Raw genomic sequence first — 25,659 nt, 5'->3', positions numbered from 1 at the left:
CATGATCCTCGTCCCCTTTCTGACCGATAAGCGTGTCGCCGTGCTGGGCTTGGGCAAGTCCGGCACCGCCACGTTCTTGGCGCTGCAACAAAGCGGCGCCAGGGTCACCGCCTGGGACGACACCGAAGCCGCCCGCGACAACGCGCAAAAAGCCGGGGTGATCCTGGCCGATCCGCTGGAGCAAGACCTGTCCAGCCTTGACCTGATCGTGTGGAGCCCTGGCATCCCCCACACCTTCCCGCAGCCGCACCCGCTGGCCGAGGCTGCCCGCGCCGCCGACGTGCCACTGGTCTGCGACGTCGAATTGTTGGCTTTGGCCAAGCCCGACGCCCGCTTCTTGCTGGTCACCGGCACCAACGGCAAATCCACCACCACCACCCTGGTCGCCCACATTCTGACCAGCGCCGGCATCGCCAACGCCGCCGGCGGCAATCTGGGCACCGCCGCCCTGGATTTGCCCGATCTGGGGGCCGACGGCGTCTATGTGCTGGAATTGTCATCCTATCAATTGGAACTGACCCGTTCGCTGCAAGCCCGCGCCGGGGTGCTGCTCAACATCACCCCCGATCATCTGGGCCGGCATGGCGGCATGGACGGCTATATCGCCGCCAAGCGCCGGCTGTACGATTTCATCGCCGCCGACGGCATCTCGGTGATCGGCCTCGACGACGCGCCGACGCGGGGCATCGGCGATTGGCTGTTGGGCAGCGGACAAAAACACACGGCCCTCTCGGTCAAGCAGGTGCTGGAACACGGCGTCAGCGCCCCCGACGGAGTGTTGCGCGAAGACGGCGTCGAAATCTTCGACTTGACCGCCATCGCCACCCTGCCCGGCCGCCATAACTGGCAAAACGCCTGTGCCGCCTTTGCCCTGGTCCGGGCATTGGGCGTGCCGGCCCACACCATCGCCGCCGGCATCGCCAGTTATCCTGGCCTGGCCCATCGCCAGCAATTGGTCGGCACCCGCGACACCGTCCGCTACATCAACGATTCCAAGGCCACCAATGCCGAGGCCTCGGAAGTCGCCTTGGTGTGCTACGACCACATTCACTGGATCATCGGCGGTCAAGCCAAGGAAGGCGGGATCGCCTCCTTGGAAAAGCATTTCCATCGCATCAGCCATGCCTATCTGATCGGCGACGCCGCCCCCGCTTTCGCCGCCACCTTGGCCGGCAAGGTGGCGTTCAGCCAATGCGGCACCTTGGACCAAGCCGTGGCCGAAGCCGCCGCCCGCGCCCAGCCGGGCGAGGTGGTGCTGCTGTCGCCGGCCTGCGCCTCGTGGGATCAGTTCAAGAGCTTCGAGCATCGCGGCGACGTCTTCCGCCAATTGGTCGAAGACCTGCCGCCGCACGGCCAGACTTCACCGTCACGGACGGCGGGGGGGACGCCATGAGCCTGGGACGCACCGATACCTCGACCATCGGTCGCTGGTGGTGGACGGTTGACCGCTGGACCATCGCCGCCGTCTTCGCCCTGATCGCCATCGGCGTCTTGCTGATCATGGCGGCCAGCCCGGCGGTGGCCGACCGTATCGGCACCGATTCCTTCCACTTCATCCGCCGCCAGTTCATCTTTTTGGTCCCGGCGGTCGCCGTCATGCTGGGGGTGTCGCTGCTGTCGCCCAAGCAAGTCCGCCGGCTGGGCGTTCTGGGCTATTGCTGCGCCGTCTTGTTGCTGGTCGGGGTGTTGCTGTTCGCCCCCGAGATCAAGGGCTCAACCCGTTGGCTCAGTCTGGCCGGCATCACCGTGCAGCCCAGCGAATTCGCCAAGCCGACCTTTGCCATCGTTGCCGCCTGGATGTTCGCCGAAGGCCGCCTTAACCCCGGCTTTCCTGGCAAGTGGATCGCCTGTTTCTTGTACGTCATCGTCGCCGCCTTGCTGCTCAAGCAGCCCGATGTCGGTCAAACCTTGGTGATTTCGGCCATTTTCGGCACCCAATTCTTTCTGGCCGGCCTGCCGATGATCCTGGTTGTCGCCGGCGGCGTGTTGGCGGTGCTGGGCGGCGTCGGCGCTTATTTCGTCTTTGGCCATGTGCAATCGCGCGTCGATCGTTTCCTCGACCCGTCCGGCGACGGCGCCTATCAGGTGACCACGGCGCTGAACGCCATCAAAAGCGGCGGCCTGCTGGGACGCGGCCCCGGCGAGGGCCGGGTCAAGCTGGTCCTGCCGGATGCCCATACCGATTTCATCATGGCGGTGGCCGGAGAGGAATTCGGCGTCACCTTGTGCCTGTTCGTCCTGCTGCTGTTCGCCTTTATCGTCCTGCGCGGTTTTTCCCGGCTGATGAAGGACGAGAACCTGTTCGTGGTCCTGGCTTCGGCCGGTTTGTTGGTCCAGTTCGGCTTGCAGGCGATCATCAACATGGCCTCGACCTTGCGGCTGATGCCGACCAAGGGCATGACCCTGCCGTTCATTTCCTATGGCGGCTCGTCCATGCTGGCTTTGGCCTTGGGCATGGGCATGGTGCTGGCGCTGACCCGCAAGCGCTATGGCAACGAGGAGCTTGACCAATGAGCAAGCCCTTCGCCCTTCTTGCCGCCGGCGGCACCGGCGGCCATGTCTTCCCGGCCGAAGCCCTGGCGGCCGAGTTGATGGCGCGCGGTTGGCGCCTGGGATTGATCACCGACAAGCGCGGCCAGGGTTACGGCGGCACCTTGGGATCGCTTGAAACCTTCCGCATCAGCGCCGGCGGCATCGCCGGGCGCGGCCTGCTGGCCCGCATCCGCGCGGTGGTCGAACTGGGCCTAGGGGTGATCCAGGCCCGCGCCATCCTCAAGCGCTTACGCCCCGACGTGATCGTCGGCTTCGGCGGCTATGCCAGCGTGCCGACCATGGTGGCGGCGGCCAGTCTGGGCATTCCCACCATCATCCATGAACAAAACGGCGTGCTGGGCCGGGCCAACCGCCTGTTGGCCGGCCGCGCCCGCGCCATCGCCATTTCCTATCCCCACGTCGCCCATGTGGCCGAGGAATGGCAGGCCAAACTGCACCACACCGGCATGCCGGTGCGGCCGGCGGTGGCCGCCTTGCAAGGCGTCGCCTATCCGCCCTTGGACGAATCCACCCCCATCCGGTTGCTGGTGCTGGGCGGCAGCCAGGGAGCGCGGATTCTGTCGGACGTCATTCCGGCGGCGCTGAAAGCCCTGCCGGCAGCATTGCAGGCACGCATCGAGATCGCCCAGCAATGCCGGCCCGAGGATCTGGAGACAGTGCGTTCGGCCTATGCCGGCAGCCCCATCGCCACCACCTTGGACAGCTTTTTCACCGATATCCCCGCCCGGCTGGCCGCGGCCCATCTGGTCATCGCCCGCTCGGGCGCTTCGACCATGGCCGAACTGACCTATCTGGGGCGGCCGGCCATCTTGGTGCCCTATCCACACGCCACCGACGACCACCAGACCGCCAATGCCCGCGCGCTTGATGAAGCCGGCGGCGGCTGGCTGATGCCGCAAACCGGCTTTAGCGCCGAAACCCTGGCGGCGCGTCTGGCGGCGCTGCTGACCCAGCCGATCACCTTGGCGCGGGCCAGCGCCTGCGCCCTGGCCGCCGGCCGCCCCGACGCCGCCGCCCGCCTTGCCGATCTGGTGGCCAAGACCGCCAAAAATCAGGAGTTCCAAGCATGAGAACGATGCCCCTTTCCATCGGCGCCATTCATTTCGTCGGCATCGGCGGCATCGGCATGTCGGGCATCGCCGAGATCTTGGTCAATCTGGGCTATACCGTCCAAGGCTCGGACATCGCCGACAATTACAACGTCGAACGCCTGCGCAAGCTGGGCGTCACCATTTCCATCGGCCACACGGCCGACAATCTGGCCGAGGCCCGCGTCGTCGTCATCTCGTCGGCGGTCAAGGCCGACAACCCGGAAGTGGTCGCCGCCCGTTCCAAGATGGTGCCGGTGGTCCGGCGCGCCGAAATGCTGGCCGAGCTGATGCGGCTGAAATCGGCCATCGCCATCGGCGGCACCCATGGCAAGACCACCACCACCTCGCTGGTTTCGGCCATGCTGGACGCGGCGGGCATGGATCCCACCATCATCAATGGCGGCATCATCAACGCCTATGGCACCAATGCGCGGCTGGGCGCCAATGATTGGATGGTGGTCGAAGCCGACGAATCCGACGGCACCTTCACCAAGCTGCCGGCCACCTGCGTCGTCGTCACCAATATCGACCCCGAGCACATGGATCATTACGGCTCGTTCGACAAGCTGCGCGACGCCTTCCGCACCTTCGTCGAGAACATCCCGTTCTATGGCTTCGCCGCCTGCTGCATCGACCACCCCGAAGTGCAGGCGCTGATCGCCCGCGTGCCCGATCGCAAGATCGTCACCTACGGCTTCTCGCCCCAGGCCCTGATCCGCGCCACCAATGTCAAGATCGGCCCCGGCGGCGCCCGCTTCGATGTGGTCATCACCGACCGCATCGCCGGCAGCACCCGCGTCATCGACGACATCCATCTGCCCATGTATGGCGAACACAATGTCTTGAACGCGCTGGCCGCCATCGCCTGTGCCAACGAATTGGGCCTGACCAACGACGTCGTGCGCAAGGCGCTGGGCGGATTTTCCGGCGTCAAGCGCCGCTTCACCAAGACCGGCGAAGCCAAGGGCGTGACCGTCATCGACGATTACGGCCACCATCCGGTGGAAATCGCCGCCGTTTTGCGCGCCGCGCGCAGCGCCACCACCGGCAACGTCATCGCCGTGGTGCAACCGCATCGCTATTCGCGCCTGTCCAGCCTGTTCGCCGAATTTTGCACCTGCTTCAACGATGCCGACACGGTGATCGTCGCCGATGTCTATGCGGCGGGTGAACAGCCCATCGCCGGCGCCGACCGCGACAGCCTGGTCACCGGCTTGCAGGAACACGGCCACCGCCATGTGATCGCCCTGCCCGATTCGTCCGCTTTGGCCGGCATCATCAGCGAATGGGCCGAGCCGGGCGACATGGTGGTGTGCCTGGGCGCCGGCAACATCACCCAATGGGCGCACGCCCTGCCCGCTCAACTGGACGCCCTGCCCGTCAAAGGAGGCGCCGCGTGATCACTGCCGCCCCCCGGGCCAGCTGGATCAAGTCCCTGCCGAAGACGCGCGGCCGCCTGACCGTGGACGCGCCCTTGGGCGGGCTGACGTGGTTCCGCGTCGGCGGCAACGCCGAAGTGCTGTTCCGGCCTGCCGATGTGGATGATCTGGCGGAATTCCTGACGCAATTGCCGGAAGAGATTCCGGTGACGGTGATCGGCGTCGGCTCGAACCTGTTGGTGCGCGACGGCGGCGTCCCCGGCGTGGTCATCCGTCTGGCCGGTTCGTTCGGGCATATCGACGTCATGGGCGACATCATCACCGCCGGGGCCGCCGCCTTGGACCTGACGGTGGCGATGACCGCGCAAGAAGCGGGGCTGACCGGCCTGGAATTCCTCTCCGGCGTCCCCGGCACCATCGGCGGCGCCCTGCGCATGAATGCCGGCGCCTTTGGCGGCGAAATGAAGGATGTCACGCTGTCGGCCACCGCCATCGACCGCGCCGGCACCACCCAATTGCTGACCTTGCCCGATCTGGGGATGAGTTACCGCCATTGCGGCTGCCCCGACGATTACATTTTCCTGTCGGCGACCATGCAGGGCCATCGCGGCCAGCCGGCGGCCATCGCCGCCAAGATGGCCGAGATCAAGACCGCGCGTGAAGACAGCCAGCCGACCCGCGTGCGCACCGGCGGCTCCACCTTCGCCAATCCGCCCGGCCTCAAGGCGTGGGAGCTGATCGACAAAGCGGGGTGCCGCGGCCTGATCCGGGGCGGGGCCCAGGTGTCGGAAAAGCACTGCAATTTCCTGCTTAACCTGGGCGAGGCCACCGCCGCCGATATTGAAGGACTGGGCGAGGACGTGCGCCGCCGCGTGCTGGAGACCAGCGGCGTCACCCTGGAATGGGAAATCCGCCGCGTCGGCAGCGAAGGAGAACAAGCATGAGCCGCCGCGTCACCGTGCTGATGGGAGGGATTTCGTCCGAACGCGAGGTAAGCTTGCGGTCCGGCGCCGCCGCGGCCCAGGCGTTGGAACAAGCCGGCTTCACCGTTGCCTCCATTGATGTCGGCGACGACGTCGCCGCCCTGGCCGCCGCCATCCGTCACAGCAATCCCGACGTCGTCTTCAACGCCCTGCACGGCCCCTTTGGCGAGGATGGCTGCATCCAGGGATTGCTCAACCTGATGCGCATTCCCTATACCCATTCAGGCCTGTTGGCCTCGGCCGCCGCCATGGACAAGGCGTTTTCGCGCCAGCTGTTCCAGCAGGCCGGCATTCCGGTCGCCCGTGGCATGGTGGTGCGCAAGGGCCAATGCGCGGTCGATCCGCTGCCGCGCCCCTTCGTGGTCAAACCGACCAACGAAGGCTCGTCGGTCGGCGTTTACATCCTGCGCCAAGGCGATAACCGCGATCCGCTGCACGATTGGCCGTTCCAATCCGATCACGTTCTGGTGGAAGAATTCGTGCCCGGCCGCGAGCTGACCGTCGCCGTGATGGGCGATCGTGCCCTGGGCTGCCTGGAAATCACCTCGGAACGCGGCTTTTACGACTACGACGCCAAATATGCGCCGGGCGGATCGAAACACATCATGCCGGCGCAAATCCCCGCCGACGATTATGCCGAGGCTTGCCGGCTGGCGGTCGAGGCCCACCGGGTGCTGGGCTGCCGCGGCGTGTCGCGCGCGGATTTGCGCTATGACGACACCCGCCCGCACGAACACCCGCGCCTGGTCGTGCTTGAGGTCAATACCCAGCCGGGGATGACCGCCACCTCGCTGGTGCCGGACATCGCCTCGTATTGCGGCATCAGCTTCCCCGAACTGGTGCGCTGGATGGTGGATCAAGCGGAGTGCGACGCATGAGCGACAACGACATCATCATCTCCGCCGAGGACCGCATCGCGCCGACGACCACCGCCGACGCGCCGGTCCGCCCGCGTCTGGCCAAGCCACGGCGAAGTGCGGCGGAAAAGCGCGAAGGCCGCGGCGAAAGCAAGCCCAAAGCCAAGACCCGGCGGCGTCTGCCGCTGCCGCATTTCGACTTTACCCCGCTGCAAAAGCTGTCGGCCGCCGGCATCGCCATGACCACCTTGGTGATCGGCGGCGCCGTGATCTGGCATTCCGGCATCATCCAGCGCACCACGCAATCGGCTATCGCCCAGGTCATGCAGGCCACGGCCCAAGCCGGCTTTCGCATCGATGAAATCACCGTCGCCGGGCGCGACCGCACCCCCATGGCCCAATTGGCTTCCGCCTTGGGCGCCAATCACGGCAGCCCGATCCTGGCCATCGATCTGGGGCAGGTCAAGGACCGCCTGGAAGCTTTGCCGTCGGTGCGCGCCGCCGCCGTCGAACGCCGGTTGCCCGGAACCTTGCACATCGCCATCAGCGAACGCCAGCCCATCGCCATCTGGCAAAACAACGGCGAGCATGTGCTGATCGACAATACCGGCCAGGTCATCCCCGGCGCCATCGCCGGATATGAAACCTTGCCGTTGGTGGTCGGCGACGGCGCCGGCATTCGTGCCGATGAATTGCTGGCCATGCTCGATTCCGAACCGACCCTGGCGTCCCGCGTCAAGGCGGCCGTGCGGGTCGGCAATCGCCGCTGGAACCTGATGCTTGATGACGCCCATGACGGGCTTGAAGTGCGCCTGCCGGAAGAGGCCACCGAGGCCGCCTGGCACCGTCTGGCCGAGCTGGAGCGGACCCAGGGCTTGACCGCCCGTCAGGTGCGCATGGTTGATCTGCGCGTGGCCGACCGCATGATCTTGAAGACCGAACGCGCCTCGACGCCGCCCGATCCCACCCGCCGCAAGGACAACGGAGCCTGACATGCGCAACGGACTGATCGCAGCGCTGGATGTGGGAAGCACCAAGGTGTGCTGCTTCCTGGCGCGCGTCCAGGACGACGGCATGCCGCGCATCGTCGGCATCGGCCATCAGGTGGCGCGCGGCATGCGGGCCGGCGCTGTGGTCGATCTCGACGAACTGGAACATTCCATCCGCGCCGCCGTCGATGCCGCCGAAGACATGGCCGGCGAGCGGGTCAAGGCGGTGGTGGTCAACCTCTCTGGCGGCGCCCCCGGCTCCACCAACGTCAAGGTCGAAGTGTCCATGAACGGACACGCGGTCAACGAGGCCGATATCCGCCGCATGCTCGATCACGGCCGCGCCCACCACGAAGCCGCCGACCGCGATCTGATCCACGCCATTCCGGTGGATTACACCATCGACGGCAACGAAGGCATCCGCGATCCGCGCGGCATGTATGGCGAGCGTCTGGGGGTGGCCATCCACGTCATTTCCGCCGCCATCGGCCCGGTCCGCAACCTGATGACCGTGGTCCATCGCTGCCATCTGGATATCGAATCGCGGGTGGTCAGCCCCTTCGCCTCGGGTCTGGCCTGTCTGGTCGAGGACGAAAAGGAACTGGGCGTCACCTGCATCGACATGGGCGGCGGCACCACCTCGATCGCCGTGTTCGTCGCCGGCCAATTGGTCCACACCGACGTCATCCCCGTCGGCGGCCATCACGTCACCAACGATATCGCCCGTGGCCTGTCGACGCCGCTGTCTTATGCCGAGCGGATGAAGACCTTGTTCGGCTCGGCCATTCCGTCCCCGGCCGATGACCGCGAGATGCTGAAAGTGCCGCTGGTGGGCGAGGGTGAAGACGGCGCCTCGAATCAGGTGCCGCGCTCCATGCTGATCCAGATCATCCAGCCGCGGCTGGAAGAGACCTTGGAACTGGTGCGCTCGCATCTGGAAAAAAGCGGCTTTGATAAAATGGCCGGCCGCCGCGTCGTTCTGACCGGCGGCGCCAGCCAGATGCAAGGCGTGCGCGATCTGGCCGGGCTGGTGCTGGACAAGCAGGTCCGCCTGGGCCGGCCCGTCGGCCTGCACGGCTTGCCCGAATCCACCAATGGTCCGGCCTTTTCCACCTGTGCCGGATTGATCCGTTACGCCCTGGTTCATCAACCAGTGGCCAAAGCCGGTCGCAAAGCGACCCAAAATCAAGAGATTCCGGGCGGTTGGGGCCGCATCGGGTCATGGTTGAAGCGTAATTTTTAGTTGCAAAAGGCCGAAACGGCCATACAGCGCGGAGGTACCAGATGCTTAACTTTCTTCCGGGGAACCCCCAGGATCTAAAGCCCAGAATCACCGTCATCGGGGTCGGTGGTGCGGGCGGCAACGCCGTCAACAACATGATCGCGTCGCGTCTTGAGGGCGTTGAATTCATCGTCGCCAACACCGACGCCCAAGCCATCAACCAATCGCGCACCGAACGCCGGGTGCAATTGGGAACGGTGGTGACGCAAGGACTCGGCGCTGGCTCTCGCCCCGAGATCGGCCGCGCCGCGGCGGAAGAAAGTCTGGAAGAGGTCATCGGCCAGATCACCGGCGCCAACATGGTGTTCATCACCGCCGGCATGGGCGGCGGCACCGGTTCGGGCGCGGCGCCGGTCATCGCCCGCGCCGCCCGCGATCAGGGCATCCTGACCGTCGGCGTGGTGACCAAGCCGTTCCACTTCGAAGGCGCGCACCGCATGCGCACCGCCGAAGGCGCCATCGAGGAATTGTCGCAATACGTCGATACCTTGATCATCATCCCCAATCAAAACCTGTTCCGGGTCGCCACCGAACGCACCACCTTCGCCGACGCCTTCAAGATGGCCGACGATGTGCTGTATTCGGGCGTGCGCGGCGTCACCGACCTGATGATCATGCCCGGCCTGATCAACCTGGATTTCGCCGACATCCGCACGGTGATGAGCGAAATGGGCAAGGCGATGATGGGAACCGGCGAGGCCGAGGGCGACAAGCGCGCCATCGAAGCCGCCGAGGCCGCCATTTCCAACCCGTTGCTGGATGATACCTCGATGAAGGGCGCCAAGGGCGTGCTCATCAACATCACCGGCGGCATGGACATGACCTTGTTCGAGGTCGACGAAGCCGCCAACCGCATCCGCGACGAAGTCGATCCCGAAGCCAACATCATTTTCGGTTCGACCTTCGACGAAAAGCTGAACGGCAAGATGCGCGTGTCGGTGGTCGCCACCGGCATCGCCTCGGAAGCCGCGGCCCTGCCCAAGCCGACGGTGATTTCTCTGACCACCCCGCCGGCCCAGCCGCAACCCCGCGTCGCCGTCGGCGCCGGCCAAGGCGGCGCTTTTCGTCCCACCGTGGTGACGGCCCAGGCCGCGACCGCCATGGCCCAGCCGCAAATGGACATGGCGCCGCGTCCGGTCGCACCGGCTCAGCCCAGCGTCACCGCCTCGGTCCGTGTCGCCCATCCGGTGGCGCAGACCGTCGCCCAGCCGCTTGAGCGTCCGCTCGCCCAAACGGCCCCGACCATCGCCGCTGAACCGGCCCAGCGTCTCGATCCGCAATTGCGTCTCGACCCGATCATGGAGCGTCCGGCGCCGACCTCGCTCGCCGCCGATTTCCGGGCTGATCACGACATGGGGCAACTCAGCCAAGCCGTCGCCCACATCAGTGAATCCGCCGAACGGGCCCCGGCGCCACAGCGTCACCCGGCGCCGCAACCGCAGCGTCAACCGGAACCGGAGCCCCGGCGCGGTGGCGGTCTGTTCGGTCTGTTGCGTCGTCCGACCCAGCCGACGCCGCAGCCGCAACGGCACGAACCGGCGCCCATGGCCCAAAACACAGCCCCGCAACGTATGGGCAACATGGCCACCCGCAGCGAACCCTCGGTCGCCCGTGGGACCGAAGACCTGGATATTCCGGCGTTCCTACGCCGCCAGGCCAATTAAAGCCGAATATGCTTACGCGCTGATTTTACGCTGATTTTGCCTTGGGGCCCGATCCTGTCGGGTTGGGCCCCGCCTTTCCCGGCAAAGATGTGGCAGTGCCGAAAGCGATGTAACAAACCGAAATAATGATTGATTTGAGAGCTTGATGAGCAAGGGGTAGAAGAGAAACATCGAAATGTGCCGGATGCCGGGAAGATTGGTGAAAGTTTCACCAGGGGGCGTCCGATGAAGAAGGGGTTTAGTCGTGAAGACCAACAAGACCGACGTGGTTACCTCTTTCAAATCCTCAGCTAAATCCAATGTCATTCGCCAGCGTACCTTGAAGACCGGAATCGGATGTTCGGGCGTTGGCCTGCATTCGGGCTCCAAGGTGACCATGGTGTTGCAGCCCGCCGCCGCCGACACCGGCATCGTTTTCCGCCGCACCGACATCGCCGGTCGTGGCGCCATCGTTCCCGCGCTTTGGTCGAACGTCGGCGACACCCGCATGAACACCTGCCTGACCAATGACGCCAACGTCCAGATCGGCACCGTCGAGCATCTGCTGTCGGCCTTGGCCGGTTCGGGCATCGATAATTGCATCATCGAAATCAACGGGCCGGAAGTTCCGGTGATGGACGGCTCCGCCGCCCCCTTCCTGTTCCTGATCGAATGCGCCGGCACCGTCGAACAAGACGCGCCGCGCCGCGCCATCCGCGTGCTCAAGCGGGTTTCGGTCACCGATGGCGACAAAACCGCCACCTTGTCGCCGGCCGCTGGCGGCTTCCGTCTGAACTTCCACATTGATTTCGCCTCGGCCGCCATCGGCCAGCAAAGCTTCTCCGTCGCCCTGACCCGTGGCGCCTTCAAGGCCGAAATCAGCCGGGCCCGCACCTTCGGCTTCGAACATGAAGTCGCTTACCTGCGCGCCAATGGCTTGGCCCGCGGCGGCTCGCTCGACAATGCCGTGGTCATCGACAGCACCGGCACCCGGGTGCTCAATGATGACGGCCTGCGCTATGGCGACGAATTCGTCCGCCACAAGATCTTGGACGCGGTCGGCGATCTGTTCCTGGCCGGAGCGCCGCTGCTCGGCGTTTATGACGGCGTTCGCTCGGGCCATGCGCTGAACAATCAGTTGCTGCGCGCCTTGTTCGCCGACCAGACCGCCTGGACCTATACCACCATCGCGCCGGGCTCCGCCGCCGCCCAGGGTTTGCCTCTAAGCGCTCCGGTCAAGATGGTCGCCAACGGTTAACCGTCAAAAACTCCTTCCGCTGAACGAACATCCTCCCCCGCGATCCACTTGGTTCGCGGGGGTTTTTTATGCATCGCTCTTCCCCTGGCCCGCTGCCGTGCTATAGTCCCGACCAAGAATTCAGGCCCAAGGGATTCCATGCTTCGCCTCGCCTTTTCCAGCCGCCTTGTCGGCATTGCCCTGATCGCCACCGCCAGCTTTTTGTCCGCTTGCTCGGACAAAAAAGCCGAATACGTCGATCGCCCGGTGGAAGAACTGTACAACGAGGCCATGGACCTTATTGACGGTGGCGAATATTACAAAGCCGCCCAGGCCTTCGACGAGGTTGAGCGTCAGCATCCCTATTCGGTGTGGGCGACCAAGGCCCAGTTGATGAGCGGCTATGTGCTGTACGAGCGCAACAAATACGCCGATTCCCTGATCGCCCTGGACCGTTTCATCCAGTTGCATCCCGGCAACAAGGATGCGCCCTACGCCTATTACCTCAAGGGTCTGTGTTATTACGAACAGATCACCGACGTCGCCCGCGACCAGAAGATGACCGAGATGGCGCTGAAGTCGTTGCAAGAGGTGGTTGACCGTTATCCGGCCAGTTCCTATGCCCGCGACGCCAAGTTAAAGGTCGATCTGACCCGTGACCATTTGGCCGGCAAGGAAATGAACATCGCCCGCTATTATCAACGCCACGACCAATGGCTGGCGGCGCTGAACCGATACAAGGTGGTGGTCGAACAATACCAGACCACCAGCCACGTGCCGGAAGCCTTGCACCGCATGGTCGAGATCTATCTGACCCTGGGCCTGACCGACGAAGCCAAAAAGACCGCTTCGGTGCTGGGTCACAACTTCCCCGGCAGCGACTGGTACGAGGATACCTTCTCCATGGTGGGCTCCGGCAAAGCGGCCAGCGCCCCGCAAAAGAAGGATTCCGGCTGGCTCGGCTGGATCTGGTAATCGACCATGCTGGCATCGCTGTCGATCCGTGACGTTGTCCTGATCGAGAAGCTCGACCTGCATTTTGCTTCCGGCCTGTCCGTCTTCACCGGCGAAACCGGCGCCGGCAAATCCATCTTGCTGGATTCGCTGTCGCTGACCCTGGGGGCCAGGGCCGATTCCGGGCTGGTCCGCCATGGCGCCCCCCAATTGACCGTCATCGCTGAATTCGACCCGCCGCCCTTCCACCCCGCCCGCGTTCTGCTGGCCGCCCAGGACATGGACGCCCAGGATGGACCATTGGTTTTGCGCCGGGTTCTCACCGCCGACGGCCGCTCCCGCGCCTATATCAACGATCAGGCGGTCAGCGTCGGCCTGTTGCGCAAAATCGGCGACGAATTGGTGGAAATCCATGGTCAGTTCGAAAGTCATGGCCTGCTGGACGAAAGCACCCATCTGCCGGTGCTTGACGCTTTTGCCGGCCTGGGACAAAGCCGGGGCGCCGTCCGCGCCGCCTGGAATTCCTGGCGCGATGCGGCCAAGGCGCGGCTGACGGCGGAAGAGGCGTTGAAACGCGCCCGCGCCGAAGAAGACCATTTGCGCCACGCCCATGACGAATTGCAGGCCCTGGCCCCCAAACCCGGAGAAGAGGCGGAGCTGGCCGGCAAACGCGCCGTCATGCAGCACGCGGAAAAGCTGATCGAAGCCATGAATGCCGCCCAGACCGCGCTGACGCAAAAGGGCGATGTCGAGGCTTCGTTGCGATCGGCCCAGCGCAGCCTGGAACGGGTGGCGGAAAAGGCCGAGGGCAAACTGGATCCGGTGATCGCCGCCCTCGATCGCGCCGCCGACGAAGCGGCCGAGGCCGCCGGTCTGCTGGAACGGGTTTCAGCCGAGGTTGATCTTGACCCGCGCGCCCTGGAAAAGGCCGAGGAGCGCCTGTTCGCCCTGCGCGCCTGCGCCCGCAAGCACGCCACCGAGGTGGATGATCTCGCCAATTTACGCGACCGGTTGGCAGCGCAGCTGGCGGCACTGGACGGCGGCGGCGACGACCTTGGCAAGCTGGCCAAACAGGAACAAGCGGCCCGCAGCCACTATATCGAAGCCGCCCGCATTCTTTCGAAAGCGCGCAGCGAGGCGGCCGCCCGTCTGGACGTGGCGGTGGCCGGCGAATTGCCGCCCTTGAAGCTGGACAAGGCCCGCTTCACCACGGCCGTGATTGCCGGCGATGAAACGGATTGGGGGGCCGACGGCCTGGATCGCGTCGCCTTTCTGGTCGCCACCAATCCCGGCAGCCCCCCGGCCGCTTTGGGCAAAGTCGCCTCGGGCGGGGAATTGTCGCGCTTCATGCTGGCCTTAAAGGTGGTGCTGGCACAAAGTTCGTCAACACCGACCATGGTCTTTGACGAAGTGGATTCCGGCATCGGCGGCGCTGTCGCCGCCGCCGTCGGCGAACGCCTGGGCCGTTTGGGCAAGGATGTTCAGGTTTTGGTGGTCACCCATTCACCGCAGGTGGCCGCCCGTGGGGCGCAGCATTACCGGGTTGCCAAAACCGAGGTCGAACCGGGGCGGGTCTTGACCAGTGTCGAAGCGCTGCCCGCCGCCGCCCGCACCGAAGAAATCGCCCGCATGCTGTCGGGGGAAAACGTCACCGATCACGCCCGCGCCGCCGCCGCCGCCCTGATCGTCGGTTAGACCGTGATGCCCTAAATGTGCATCACGGTCTAACCTCGTCATTTTCTCTAGCCGCCCTGCCAGGGGCGGAATTCGCGGATACTCAGGCCCATGGGGACCTCGGCCCGCGCCAGATCAAGGGTATCGCCGATCAACGGCACACGAATGGTTCCCGCCGGCATCGCCAGATCGATCCAGCGCAGCCCCGTGGGTTCAGTGCGTAATTGAGGATGAATCAGCGATACCGAGGTGCGCAGCAGACGGGCGCGGGTGGGATCGCTGGCGCCCACCAGCAAACGTTTCAACACCCCTTGCGGGCTGGCATAGGTAACCACCGCCACCGAACCAACCGGCATCTCATCGTCGGCGGCGGCGGCCGCCAGCAACCGGTGCCGACCGCCATCGACGGTAAAGGCCGTGACCGCGCCATCGGAATCGTAAAGCCAGCCCCCCGTCGCCAGCGAATAAGCGCTGCGCCGGGTCCCGGCTTCCACCATCAGCACCGAATCGTCGTCGATCACCCCCCGGCGGCCAGGGGCGACCACTGTATAGAGCGGCGGCTTCAACAGATCGACGCTGTCGTCCAGGGGCCAAGCATCCAACCGGACCCGGCCCTGCCCGGCCGAGCCGTCAAAGACGTTGGCGTCGATGACTTCCAACCGCAGCAACAAACGACGCGGACGCGGATCGCCAGCCACCGCCACCATGGTCGGGCGAAAGCTGACATTGACCATGCGCGCCTGCAAACGGCCGTCCATATCGCGGACACCAAACACCGATTCCGCCGAAAAGGCGTGAAACAGGTTGATGTGCCCGCCCCAACCGGCCAGCACCGCCATCACGACGGCAATGGGCGCCGACCACAGCATGACGTAGCCGGCGAAGAAAACCCCTGCGAGAAATGTCCAAGCGTTCCGCATAGAAATCCATTTTCTCCCCAAGCGCACATTACGCGCAGGCACGATTGGGGACAACCTTCCGACACATCCTTCGGAAAAGCTATCATGGCGCGTTTCACAGACAAAGCGATCCCGCACGCCGGAGCGAGCCCGCGGACAAAGGAATTATGCAAGCGTCACTGCAACTTCATTCCACTTTTAAAGAACTGATCGGCCAGCCGCCCTTGGACGAAGCGAATCCCCAGCCCTCGGGCAAAGGGAAAGGCCTTGGGGTTGTCGCAACGGGTCAAGACCGCCTGCCCATGGCCGTTCAGACCTTTCAAGCCGCCGACCAGGGATTGCAGCCCCTCCTCCGACGGCGACAGCATGGATTCGCTCCAGCCGATCTTGACGAAATCCGGCCGCAGCCGCCCCAGGGACAGCACGTCGAAATCCTGCCATTCGACACCGTCGATACACAGTTTCAACCCCAGTTTTTCCGTCGTCTTGCGCACCTGCCGATACAAGTCAAGATGCTGGACCACGTCGGTCTTGTGCACCTCGATGACAATGCGGCCGGCCAGGCGGCCGGGCAAAGCCTCGTTGAACTGGGCGAATTCCTTGGAACTTGCCGTGTTAAGGGTCAGATTGACGCTGAACGCCTTGTGCCGGTATTCGGGGATTTCCCGCGCCATGGTCCGCAATGTCGCACGGTCCAAATCCTCCTTCAGCGCATTGAACAGCCAAGGCGAACCGGTCAGGCTGATATCGGGGAGGAAGTTTTCCTCGATCTGCTTGGTCGAAACAAAGAATTCCAGGAACTCGATTGACGGCACTTGCTCGCCGATGAAATAGACCGGCTGATTGAAGATGCAGTTCCGCAGGTCGAGATTGCGGATCTTCTCGCCCAAGAAATGCAGGTTTTCCGCCGACATGGGTTTTTTCAGCGTTTTTGCCGCTTCGGGTTGGCTGTCGGCGATGATCGCCTTGAAGGCGTGGAACACCGCTTCCAAATCCTTGGAGGCATCGGCGATCTTATAGAAAGCGTATTCCCCATAGGCATTACGGCTGCTCACCGGCTCGTCGTCGAGGAACAGCTTTTCCACCTTGGCGCAGACCCCCAGCACCTCGGAGACGGTGACATGGGAATAGGCGACGAACAGGTCGCCGTTATGCACGGGGAATACCTTGCAATAAGGCGATCGGCTAAAGCTTTTGGTGATGTAATGCTTGACGCTTTCCAGCCGCCGGGTGGCGTCGGGCAAGGTTGGCACGGCCGAAACGCAAAAGTGGATCACCCGCTTGCCGAGCGGATCTTTCTTGATGGCATGGAGTTCATGCAGGAACGCACGTTCGATTTCCGTCACACGCATGGCGACAGCGCCCTCCTTCTGCTTCCAGTTCGCAATGCGGCGTCAGGCGCTCGACTTCTTCGATTTTTCGGCGATGAAGCGAGCATAATCGACATCGGTTTCCATGATGTGGTTCAGCAACCACTCCAACACGAAACCCCGCACCTTAAGGGCGCCCCTCACCGTATCACCGCCCTTGACCAGCTCGCGCAGGCGGGCGATTTCGTTCATGAATTGATGGTGTAAGGCGGAGTGGCTTTCCAGATGCGGATAGTCCCACGCCTTCATCAAGGCCTCTTCATGGGCAAAGTGGTAATCGATATAAGCGTCCAATGCCGCCAGCACGTCATAAATACACTCGTCGGCAAGGTCGGCGTTGATATTGATATCGAGCTGATTCAAAAGGGAAAACAGGATCAGATGCTCCGCATCCATTTCCCATTGCCCGATTTTGTAGCCATGCTCCCAGGCCAGCATTTATCCCATCCCCCCATCACGTCGGCAAAAAAAAAGCCGCCACACCCCATAAGTGGTGGACGGTTCCGATGGCCGAGAGCCTATCCTGAGGCCGCGACGGGAATCAAGACAATACGCACACACCATGAACCTTATATAGGCTTTAAGGTGCATTCTAAAATCAGCTTAGGATGGCGGCCGTTCCTGCCCGCCGCATGAGGCTCGCCAATTTCACCGACAAAGCCTAAACTCACCCTTATGTATATGAAGGAGCGGTCGTGATCGGCCTGATTTGTCTGGGAAACCCATTGCACGCCGATGACGGCTTTGGCACGGCCGTACATCAACGGCTGGCCCGTCGCCGTTGGCCCGCGCATGTTCGTCTGCATGATGGCGGCGAAGGTGGGGTTCTTGATCTGCTGCGCCAATGTCGCAGCGCCATCTTGGTCACCAGTCTGGCCGGTCACCTGGGACGGCCGGGCCAAGTGCTGCGCCTGTGTGAATCCGAGGTCCCCAGTGACCCGCAAGGCCCCCTGGGGGCGGGCACCGCCAGCATTTTAGCCGCCATGCGTCGATTGTTGACGCAACCGCCGCACACCGAGGTGCTGGGAGCGGTGGCGCTTCGGCAAGTCCCGTTTTCCGCCGGATTGACGCCGCTGGTGGCGGCAGCGGTGGAAACCGCCAGCGCCATGCTGTGGCGGGAATTAGGTCAATCCCCCCCCTGTTCGAGCTGACGCGACAAAAAGTCCAGCGCCCCTTGCAAGATATAGCCGGCGGCCATCTTATCGACCACTTCGGCCCGGCGCGCCCGGCTGGAATCGGCTTCAAGCAAGGTCCGGGTAACGGCGGCGGTGGACAGCCGCTCATCCCAAAAAGCCAAGGGTACATCGCGGCGGGCCAAAAGATTGCGGGCAAAAGTCCGCGTCGATTGACACCGCGCCCCCTCGGTGCCGTCCATTTCCACCGGCAGCCCCAGCACCAGCCCGGCGACCTCGTGCTTGTCCATATGAGCGAACAAGATTTCGGCATCCTTGGTGAACTTGGTGCGGCGGATGGTGTCGAACGGGCTGGCGATGGTCAGCCGCACGTCCGACAAGGCCAGACCGATGGTCTTGGTCCCCAGATCAAGCCCCATCAGCCGGGCATGGCGCGGCAAAGCGGATTTCAAGTCGGCGGGCAAGACAATGGACATGCCCCTAATGCAGCACGGCCAGCGCCGGCGCGCAACAGACGCGACGCCACCGGATCAAAAAAGCCGGCGCGGCACATCTCCCCGGTCGGGGATCAGCAGCACTCGTCTTCCAGCGCGCGCAGGGCGCTCAGACCGATCTCGTCGCCATGTTCCTCGAACAATTCCTCGATGTAATAGGTGTGGCTGCAGGCAAGGCACAATTCGTCGGCCTTGCGAAAGCCGACCTTGCCGGCTTCGGCCAAGCGAATGACGAAGCGATCCCACAACGCGTTGGATTTGGCGGGGTCGGCGATGATGGCAAGAACGCGTTCGATCACCGTCTTGGCGTGGCCTTCGCAATCGATGCCACCAAAGCTGACATAGCGGTCGGGAAGGGAAATGTTGGTCATGGGTCGGAAACCTTAAAGCTGTTCGGCGGCAGCACGCCACCATGACCAAAGTCGCCGCCGCCGCTCAAGCCTTGCCGCGCCAACGGCGTTGGGGATTTCCCCAAATGCAGCCGACGCCCCCCAAATGCAGCATGGCGATGGCGACGCCATCACATGGCCAGCCGCTGGCGTAGACTTTCCACCTTGCCACGACTGACCGGCACCGGTTCGGCCCCGGGGACGTCAAGGACAATGCGCCACTGGCCGTCCACCCGCTCGACCGCCTTGGCCCGGCGTAAATTGACGATCCACGACCGATGCACCTGCAAGAAGGTCACCGGGTCCAAGCGGTCGATCAACTCGGAAAAGCCCATGGTGCAGGGGTGCAAGCTGCCATCCGTGGCCAGGATGCGGGAATAATGCCGCTCGGCGCGAAAGGCCGCGGCCAAGGCCACGTCCAACAGGCGCACGCCGTGGCGCGAATCCAGCGGCAATTTCAGCAACGCCTCGGCCGGAGCCTGCGGCAGCGCCTCCACCAGATGAAACACCAGGCAATAGCCGGCGCCGACGGCGCCATCCAGCACCGAAACGCGGGCCACCAATGTTCCCACCGGCAGGGTCATGGCCATGGAAGCCGGCTCGTCCGGTTGAGCCAAGGCGCAATCCAGCAGCCATTGCACCTTGGGCCGGACCATGGGCGGATGCAGATCAAGAATATGAGTGCCCAGCACCGCCACCCCCTGGCCGGCGCCTTGGGTTTCCAGCATGCGCCGGGCCAGGCGGTTGGCGGAAATGACGCGGCGCAGGTCGTCCAAGACGACCACCCCTTGCGGAATACGCTGCAAACGATATTCGAAGCTGCTCATGGTGGGCGGTTAAAGCCTTGGCGGGGTTGCGATCAGCGGGTGCGGATGTTAACGTCCGGCCAACTTCATCCAAATGCAAGATATCTTGCTCTGGCTTACGGAGAACATCACCGCATGTCCCTGGACAAGAAAGCCGTCCGCGCCATCGCCGAACTGGCCCGCATCGAGATTCCCGACGAGGATCTTGACCATCTGGCCGGCGAACTTTCCGGCATTTTACAGTTCGTCGAGCAACTGGCCGAGGTTGATACCACCGGGATCGCCCCGATGTCCTCGGTCGCCGACCTGACCTTGCCCCTGCGTAAGGACGAGGTCACCGATGGCGGCCAGGTCGCCGCCGTGCTCGCCAACGCCCCCGATGCCGATGACGGCTTCTTCACCGTTCCCAAGGTGGTGGAATAATGACCAAGCTCACCAACCTGACCATCGCCCAGGCCCGCGACAAGATGGCCAAGGGCGAATTCACCGCGCTTGAACTGACCGAGGCCCATATCACGGCCATGCAGGCCAAGCGCTCCCTCGGCGCCTATATCACCGAAACCGCCGAACAGGCGCGCGAGGAGGCCAAGGCTTCCGATCTGCGCCGCCAAGCCGGCCAGATCGGCGCCCTGGAAGGCATTCCGCTCGGCATCAAGGACCTGTTTTGCACCAAGGGGGTGCAAACCACGGCGGCCAGCCACATTCTCGAAGGCTTCAAGCCGCCGTATGAAAGCACCGTCTCGGGCAAGCTGAAAGCGGCCGGCTCGGTCATGCTGGGCAAGCTGAACCTGGACGAATTCGCCATGGGTTCGTCCAACATGACCAGCTATTACGGCAAGGTCGTCAACCCGTGGAAGTCGAAGTCCGATCCGGCCAAGTTGCTGGTGCCGGGCGGTTCGTCGGGTGGTTCGGCGGCGGCTGTCGCCGCCCGCATCGCCATGGGCGCCACCGGCACCGATACCGGCGGCTCGATCCGTCAGCCGGCGGCTTTTTGCGGCATCACCGGCATCAAGCCGACCTATGGCCGCTGCTCGCGCTGGGGCATCGTCGCCTTCGCCAGCTCGCTGGATCAGGCCGGCCCCATGGCCCGCGACGTCCGCGATTGCGCCATCATGTTGGGCTCCATGGCCGGACACGACGCCAAGGATTCCACCTCGGCGCCCCTGCCGGTGCCCAATTTCGAAGCGGCGCTGACCGGCGACATTCGCGGGCTTAAGGTCGGCATTCCCAAGGAATACCGCCCCGATGGCCTGTCCGACGAAATCTTGCGGGTATGGGAACAAGGCATCGAATGGCTGAAGGCCGCCGGCGCCACCCCGGTGGAAATCAGCCTGCCGCACACCAAATACGCGCTGCCGACCTATTACATCGTCGCCCCGGCCGAGGCTTCGTCCAATCTGGCCCGCTATGACGGTCTGCGCTTCGGCCAGCGGGTCGAGGGCAAGACCCTTGACGACATGTACAAGAAATCGCGCGCCGCCGGCTTTGGTTCCGAGGTCCGCCGCCGCATCATGATCGGCACCTATGTCTTGAGCGCCGGCTATTACGACGCCTATTACTCCAAGGCGCAAAAAGTCCGCCGCCTGATCGCCGAGGATTTCACCAAGGCGTTCCAGGATGTCGACGTCATCTTGACGCCGACGGCGCCGTCGGCCGCCTTCGGCATGGATGAAAACACCGATGATCCGGTGACCATGTGGTTGAACGACGTGTTCACCATCCCCACCAGCCTTGCCGGCCTGCCCGGCCTGTCGTTGCCCGCCGGCCTCAACGCCGACGGCCTGCCCTTGGGCCTGCAACTGATCGGTCGTCCGTTCGACGAGGAAACCGTGTTCAAGGTGGCCGGCGTGATGGAATCCGCCGCCAACTTCACCGCGCTGCCGGAGGGTGTGTGATGATTATTCAGGGTGACACCGGCGATTGGGAAATCGTCATCGGTCTGGAAGTGCACGCCCAGGTCATTTCCAAGTCCAAGCTGTTTTCCGGCGCCGCCACCGATTTCGGCGCCGAACCCAACGATCAGGTCAGCTTCGTTGACGCGGGCTTCCCCGGCATGCTGCCGGTGATCAATGAAAAATGCGTCGAACAGGCGGTGCGCACCGGTCTGGGATTGAAGGCCAAGATCAACCTGACATCCGTGTTCGCCCGCAAGAATTACTTCTACGCCGATCTGCCCCAGGGCTATCAGATCAGCCAATACGATATGCCCATCGTCGGCGAAGGCACGCTGTTGATCGATCTGGCCGACGGCAGCAGCCGGGCCATCGGCATCGAGCGCCTGCACCTGGAACAAGACGCCGGCAAGTCGATCCACGACATGCACCCGAGCAAGTCCTATATCGACTTGAACCGCTCGGGCGTGGCCTTGATGGAAATCGTCTCCAAGCCCGACATGCGCAGCCCGGAAGAAGCCGGCGCCTATCTGACCAAGCTGCGCACCATCTTGCGTTATCTGGAAACCTGCGACGGCAACATGCAGGAAGGCAGCATGCGCTGCGACGCCAACGTCTCGGTCCGCCCGGTCGGCTCGACCGAGTTGCGGACGCGCTGCGAGATCAAGAACGTCAATTCCATCCGTTTCGTCCAGCAGGCCATCGAATACGAGGCTCGGCGCCATATCGACGTCTATGAAAACGGCGGCGAGATCCGCCAGGAAACCCGCTTGTTCGATTCCGCCAAGGGCGAGACCCGTTCCATGCGCAGCAAGGAACACGCCCACGATTACCGCTATTTCCCCGACCCCGATCTGCTGCCCTTGGTGGTCGCCCAGGATTTCGTCGATGGCATCCAAGCCACCTTGCCGGAACTGCCCGACGACAAAAAGGCTCGCTTCATGACCGATTTCGGTCTGAATTCCTATGATGCCGGGGTTTTGGTCGCCGAACGGGCCAGCGCCGATTTCTTCGAACAGGTTGCCGCCGGCCGCGACGCCAAGATGGCCGCCAACTGGGTCATGGGCGATTTCTTCGCCGCCATGAATTCCGGCGATTATTCCTGGGAAAAGCCGCCGGTTTCGGCTGTTAACCTGGGCAAGATGATCGATTTGATCAAGGACGGCACCATTTCCACCCGTCTGGCCAAGGATGTGTTCATCTTCATGGTCGAAACCGGCAAGGACCCGGCGATCATCGTCGAGGAAAAAGGGCTGAAACAGGTCACCGATACCGGCGCCATCGAAAAAGCCATCGACGAGATCATGGCCGCCAACCCCGACAAGGTAGCCGAGGTCAAGGCCGGCAAGGACAAGTTGATGGGCTGGTTCGTCGGTCAGGTGATGAAGGCGACGCAAGGCAAGGCCAATCCCGGCATGCTGAACGAGCTGATCGTCAAGAAGTTCCAAGAGTAGCCTGACCATCATCAAGGTGATTGCGGGTGCAAGCGGTCATCGTGGCCCCACCTTAGGCCTTAGCCTGACATGGAGATCACGATGACCGCTTTCGCTTCTTCGTTCCGTTCCGACCTGACCGCCCTGGCCATGGGCTTGGGCCTGCTGTGCGTCGGCACCGTGGCGCTGATCGGCTCAATCGGCCTGGGGGCTTGGGTGCTGGGGCTGTAGCTTCAGGCGCGCCGGGACAAGACCTCCGTCTATCGGAGGATTGTCGGCACCCATCCTTTACATCTATAATGAACAGATTAGGTGGCGGGCTTTGGCCCGCCATTTTCATTGATGGTTCTCAATCCCGCTTGACTGCTGTCATAAAAATGCAACAAAGGCCTCCCTTCCGTCCTTAAGGTTTTTCCGCCCGTGAGCGTTCCCAAAGCCGTCATTCAATACGCCGCCCTGCCCTTTCGGGTCGTGGACGGGCACCCCGAAGTGATGTTGGTAACCTCGCGTGAGACCAAGCGCTGGATCCTGCCCAAGGGCCGGCCGGAAAAACGGCTGAAATCCTATGAGGTGGCCGCCGCCGAAGCGTTCGAGGAAGCCGGCATCGTCGGCACCGTCGCCAAGGACCCGTTCTGCGTCTTCGCCAGCACCAAGCGGCTGAAGAACGGCAAGGAACTGCCGTGCACCATCAAGGTCTATATCCTGAAAGCGAAAAAGGTTTTGGATGACTGGCCGGAAAAGGCCGAGCGCGAACGCCGCTGGTTCAGCCCCGGCGAAGCCGCGCTGATCGTCACCGAAGAAGGGTTGATCAAAACCCTGCTGGATTTCGGCGCCCAATGGGTCTGACTCCCATGGACTTTGCCGCCAGCATCGGTGTATGAACCTTTCGTTACAAAGAGATGGGGTTTCCATGGCCTTGAAATTTCTCCGCGCCCTCATGCCCAAGGAAGAGCGCTTCATCGAACATTTCGGCGCCCATGCCCAATGCATCGGCGAAGCCGCCATCGCCCTGACGGCGATGATGCAAGCCTCGGCCGCTGAACGTGACGCCCGTTTCGCCGAAGTCTGCGCCATTGAAAGCAAGGCCGATTCCATCGCCAAGGAAACCTTGGTCGCCCTGCACCGAGCCTTCATCACCCCCTTTGATCGTTCCGACATCCATGCCCTGACCACGGCTTTGGACGATGCCGTCGATCTGATCGAGGACGTGGCCCAACACGCGCGGCTTTACAAGATCGAAACCTTCGGCCCGCGCATGCTGGAACTGGCGGCGTTGATCGAACAAAGCGCCCAGCTTCTGGTCCAGCTCATCCCCTTGCTGCACGATATCAATCGCAATGTCAGCCGGATCAATTCCCTGTGCGAGCAGGTGGGCAAGCTGGAAAGTCAGGCTGACCGCCTGCTGCATCTGGCGCTGTCGGAACTGATCGCCGAAAATCCCGACACCATCGGCTTTATCGGCAAGAAAGAAGTCTACGACATGCTGGAAACGGTCACCGACCGTTGCGATGATGTCGCCGACCTGATCGAAGGCATCGTGCTGGATCACGTGTGATGGAAGCGACGATCGCCCTGCCGGCTTTGGTGGCGATCATCGCCATCGCCTTGGCCTTCGACTTCATCAATGGTCTGCATGACGCCGCCAATTCCATCGCCACCGTGGTCTCGACCCGCGTCCTGCCGCCGAAATGGGCGGTGGCCTGGGCGGCGTTCTTCAATTTCATCGCTTTTTTGTTCTTCGGCCTGCATGTGGCGGAAACCGTCGGCACCGGCATCGTTCAGCCCAGCGTCATCGATCCCGCCATCATCGTCTCGGCTTTGCTTGGCGCCATCTTGTGGAATCTGATCACCTGGTGGCTGGGCTTGCCGTCGTCGTCGTCGCACGCCTTGATCGGCGGCCTGGCGGGGGCGGCCTTGGCCAAGGCCGGCATCGACGGCCTGGCCATGGCCGGATTCAGCAAAACCGCCGTGGCCATCGTCGGTTCACCGCTGATCGGCTTCGCCCTGGCCGTCACCGTCATGATCAGTCTGTCCTGGGTCTTGCGGCGGGCCACGCCGTTCATGGTCGATCGCGGCTTCCGCCATTTCCAATTGCTGTCGGCGGCGCTTTATTCCCTTGGCCATGGCGGCAATGACGCGCAAAAGACCATGGGCATCATCGCCGTGCTGCTGTACAGCCAGGGTTATCTTGGCGACACCTTCTATGTGCCGTTCTGGGTCATCTTGGCGGCGCAATGCGCCATGGGCCTGGGCACCCTGATGGGCGGCTGGCGCATCGTCAAGACCATGGGGTCGAAGATCACCGACCTCAAGCCGTTCCAGGGATTTTGCGCCGAAACCGCCGGAGCCATGACCCTGTTCGGCGCCACCTGGCTGGGCATTCCGGTATCGACCACCCACACCATCACCGGTTCCATCGTCGGCGTCGGTTCGGTCAAGCGTCAGTCGGCGGTGCGTTGGGGACTGGCCGGCACCATCGTTTGGGCCTGGATCTTCACCATCCCCGCCGCCGGCCTGATCAGCGCCGGCTGCTACTGGCTGATCAGCGCGCTTTAGCCGTCACAGGCGGCGAAGGGGCTTCCCCCTTCGCCGGTCCTTCCC

26 protein-coding genes are annotated in these 25,659 nt (G+C 63.5%); 20 read left to right on the top strand and 6 right to left on the bottom strand.

What is annotated here, in order from left to right:
* Position 1 precedes the first annotated feature (1 nt).
* The 12 genes from murD to recN all read left to right on the top strand — a co-directional run bounded on the left by murD (position 2) and on the right by recN (position 14,663).
* The gene (gene murD, locus KEC16_RS05270) at positions 2–1,393 is read left to right on the top strand and encodes a UDP-N-acetylmuramoyl-L-alanine--D-glutamate ligase (protein WP_211546635.1); all 1,392 of its coding nucleotides are present in this window, start codon (positions 2–4) and stop codon (positions 1,391–1,393) included.
* Complete coding sequence (locus KEC16_RS05265; protein WP_211546634.1) at positions 1,390–2,514, top strand: FtsW/RodA/SpoVE family cell cycle protein; 1,125 nt, start codon at positions 1,390–1,392, stop codon at positions 2,512–2,514. Before murD ends, KEC16_RS05265 begins: the two co-directional genes overlap by 4 nt.
* Positions 2,511–3,623: an undecaprenyldiphospho-muramoylpentapeptide beta-N-acetylglucosaminyltransferase gene (gene murG, locus KEC16_RS05260; protein WP_211546633.1), complete on the top strand. Its 1,113-nt coding sequence runs from the start codon at positions 2,511–2,513 to the stop codon at positions 3,621–3,623. Before KEC16_RS05265 ends, murG begins: the two co-directional genes overlap by 4 nt.
* Positions 3,620–5,044, top strand: coding sequence for a UDP-N-acetylmuramate--L-alanine ligase (gene murC / locus KEC16_RS05255; protein ID WP_211546632.1), 1,425 nt, complete (start codon positions 3,620–3,622; stop codon positions 5,042–5,044). The genes murG and murC overlap by 4 nt, the downstream gene beginning before the upstream one ends.
* Positions 5,044–5,967 (top strand): UDP-N-acetylmuramate dehydrogenase, encoded by a 924-nt coding sequence (murB, locus tag KEC16_RS05250; RefSeq protein ID WP_346344039.1) that lies wholly within the window; start codon positions 5,044–5,046, stop codon positions 5,965–5,967. Before murC ends, murB begins: the two co-directional genes overlap by 1 nt.
* The gene (locus tag KEC16_RS05245; protein WP_211546630.1) at positions 5,964–6,884 is read left to right on the top strand and encodes a D-alanine--D-alanine ligase; all 921 of its coding nucleotides are present in this window, start codon (positions 5,964–5,966) and stop codon (positions 6,882–6,884) included. The genes murB and KEC16_RS05245 overlap by 4 nt, the downstream gene beginning before the upstream one ends.
* Positions 6,881–7,855 carry a cell division protein FtsQ/DivIB gene (locus KEC16_RS05240; RefSeq protein ID WP_211546629.1) on the top strand — a complete coding sequence of 325 codons (975 nt, stop codon included), beginning with the start codon at positions 6,881–6,883 and terminating at the stop codon, positions 7,853–7,855. The genes KEC16_RS05245 and KEC16_RS05240 overlap by 4 nt, the downstream gene beginning before the upstream one ends.
* A gap of 1 nt (position 7,856) precedes the next feature.
* The gene (ftsA, locus tag KEC16_RS05235) at positions 7,857–9,095 is read left to right on the top strand and encodes a cell division protein FtsA (RefSeq protein WP_211546628.1); all 1,239 of its coding nucleotides are present in this window, start codon (positions 7,857–7,859) and stop codon (positions 9,093–9,095) included.
* Between the two features lie 41 nt (positions 9,096–9,136).
* Positions 9,137–10,798 (top strand): cell division protein FtsZ, encoded by a 1,662-nt coding sequence (ftsZ, locus tag KEC16_RS05230; RefSeq protein WP_211546627.1) that lies wholly within the window; start codon positions 9,137–9,139, stop codon positions 10,796–10,798.
* Between the two features lie 244 nt (positions 10,799–11,042).
* On the top strand, positions 11,043–12,035 hold the full coding sequence (lpxC, locus tag KEC16_RS05225; protein WP_211546626.1) for a UDP-3-O-acyl-N-acetylglucosamine deacetylase: 993 nt from the start codon (positions 11,043–11,045) through the stop codon (positions 12,033–12,035).
* Between the two features lie 138 nt (positions 12,036–12,173).
* On the top strand, positions 12,174–12,989 hold the full coding sequence (locus tag KEC16_RS05220; RefSeq protein ID WP_211546625.1) for an outer membrane protein assembly factor BamD: 816 nt from the start codon (positions 12,174–12,176) through the stop codon (positions 12,987–12,989).
* Between the two features lie 6 nt (positions 12,990–12,995).
* Positions 12,996–14,663 carry a DNA repair protein RecN gene (gene recN / locus KEC16_RS05215; protein ID WP_211546624.1) on the top strand — a complete coding sequence of 556 codons (1,668 nt, stop codon included), beginning with the start codon at positions 12,996–12,998 and terminating at the stop codon, positions 14,661–14,663.
* A 47-nt stretch (positions 14,664–14,710) separates the two neighbouring features.
* On the opposite strand, the gene KEC16_RS05210 is transcribed toward recN, so the two are convergent.
* The 3 genes from KEC16_RS05210 to KEC16_RS05200 all read right to left on the bottom strand — a co-directional run bounded on the left by KEC16_RS05210 (position 14,711) and on the right by KEC16_RS05200 (position 17,349).
* Complete coding sequence (locus KEC16_RS05210; protein ID WP_211546623.1) at positions 14,711–15,562, bottom strand: hypothetical protein; 852 nt, start codon at positions 15,560–15,562, stop codon at positions 14,711–14,713.
* A 155-nt stretch (positions 15,563–15,717) separates the two neighbouring features.
* Complete coding sequence (locus KEC16_RS05205; protein ID WP_211546622.1) at positions 15,718–16,893, bottom strand: EAL domain-containing protein; 1,176 nt, start codon at positions 16,891–16,893, stop codon at positions 15,718–15,720.
* A gap of 42 nt (positions 16,894–16,935) precedes the next feature.
* The gene (locus KEC16_RS05200; protein ID WP_211546621.1) at positions 16,936–17,349 is read right to left on the bottom strand and encodes a bacteriohemerythrin; all 414 of its coding nucleotides are present in this window, start codon (positions 17,347–17,349) and stop codon (positions 16,936–16,938) included.
* A 257-nt stretch (positions 17,350–17,606) separates the two neighbouring features.
* Here KEC16_RS05200 and KEC16_RS05195 point away from each other — a divergent pair, with 257 nt between their 5' ends.
* Positions 17,607–18,062 (top strand): hydrogenase maturation protease, encoded by a 456-nt coding sequence (locus KEC16_RS05195; protein WP_211546620.1) that lies wholly within the window; start codon positions 17,607–17,609, stop codon positions 18,060–18,062.
* Here the strand turns inward: KEC16_RS05195 and ruvX are convergent.
* From ruvX to KEC16_RS05180, 3 genes are all read right to left on the bottom strand, one after another.
* Positions 18,038–18,520, bottom strand: coding sequence for a Holliday junction resolvase RuvX (ruvX, locus tag KEC16_RS05190; protein WP_211546619.1), 483 nt, complete (start codon positions 18,518–18,520; stop codon positions 18,038–18,040). The genes KEC16_RS05195 and ruvX overlap by 25 nt on opposite strands.
* Positions 18,521–18,612: 92 nt before the next feature.
* Positions 18,613–18,909, bottom strand: coding sequence for a N(2)-fixation sustaining protein CowN (cowN, locus tag KEC16_RS05185; RefSeq protein ID WP_211546618.1), 297 nt, complete (start codon positions 18,907–18,909; stop codon positions 18,613–18,615).
* A 149-nt stretch (positions 18,910–19,058) separates the two neighbouring features.
* Positions 19,059–19,754, bottom strand: a complete 696-nt coding sequence (locus KEC16_RS05180; RefSeq protein ID WP_211546617.1) for a LytTR family DNA-binding domain-containing protein — start codon at positions 19,752–19,754, stop codon at positions 19,059–19,061.
* Positions 19,755–19,868: 114 nt separating this feature from the next.
* Between KEC16_RS05180 and gatC the strand changes: the two genes are divergently transcribed.
* From gatC to KEC16_RS05150, 7 genes are all read left to right on the top strand, one after another.
* Positions 19,869–20,156, top strand: coding sequence for an Asp-tRNA(Asn)/Glu-tRNA(Gln) amidotransferase subunit GatC (gene gatC / locus KEC16_RS05175; protein WP_211546616.1), 288 nt, complete (start codon positions 19,869–19,871; stop codon positions 20,154–20,156).
* Positions 20,156–21,628, top strand: a complete 1,473-nt coding sequence (gene gatA, locus KEC16_RS05170) for an Asp-tRNA(Asn)/Glu-tRNA(Gln) amidotransferase subunit GatA (protein WP_211546615.1) — start codon at positions 20,156–20,158, stop codon at positions 21,626–21,628. The genes gatC and gatA overlap by 1 nt, the downstream gene beginning before the upstream one ends.
* Positions 21,628–23,079 (top strand): Asp-tRNA(Asn)/Glu-tRNA(Gln) amidotransferase subunit GatB, encoded by a 1,452-nt coding sequence (gene gatB / locus KEC16_RS05165; RefSeq protein WP_211546614.1) that lies wholly within the window; start codon positions 21,628–21,630, stop codon positions 23,077–23,079. The genes gatA and gatB overlap by 1 nt, the downstream gene beginning before the upstream one ends.
* Before the next feature lie 81 nt (positions 23,080–23,160).
* The gene (locus tag KEC16_RS19965; RefSeq protein WP_283091879.1) at positions 23,161–23,289 is read left to right on the top strand and encodes a hypothetical protein; all 129 of its coding nucleotides are present in this window, start codon (positions 23,161–23,163) and stop codon (positions 23,287–23,289) included.
* 189 nt (positions 23,290–23,478) lie between these two features.
* Positions 23,479–23,904 carry an NUDIX hydrolase gene (locus tag KEC16_RS05160; RefSeq protein WP_346344033.1) on the top strand — a complete coding sequence of 142 codons (426 nt, stop codon included), beginning with the start codon at positions 23,479–23,481 and terminating at the stop codon, positions 23,902–23,904.
* Between the two features lie 64 nt (positions 23,905–23,968).
* The gene (locus tag KEC16_RS05155) at positions 23,969–24,613 is read left to right on the top strand and encodes a DUF47 domain-containing protein (protein ID WP_211546613.1); all 645 of its coding nucleotides are present in this window, start codon (positions 23,969–23,971) and stop codon (positions 24,611–24,613) included.
* A complete protein-coding gene (locus KEC16_RS05150; protein WP_211546612.1) occupies positions 24,613–25,614 on the top strand; it encodes an inorganic phosphate transporter in 1,002 nt (333 codons plus the stop codon). The genes KEC16_RS05155 and KEC16_RS05150 overlap by 1 nt, the downstream gene beginning before the upstream one ends.
* The last annotated feature ends 45 nt before the right edge of the window (positions 25,615–25,659 follow it).

It is taken from the genome of Magnetospirillum sulfuroxidans, from assembly GCF_018224925.1.
Classification (GTDB): Bacteria; Pseudomonadota; Alphaproteobacteria; order Rhodospirillales; family Magnetospirillaceae; genus Magnetospirillum; species Magnetospirillum sulfuroxidans.
Note: the sequence above shows the minus strand (reverse complement) of the source record. Positions and strands in the feature narration are given on the sequence as shown.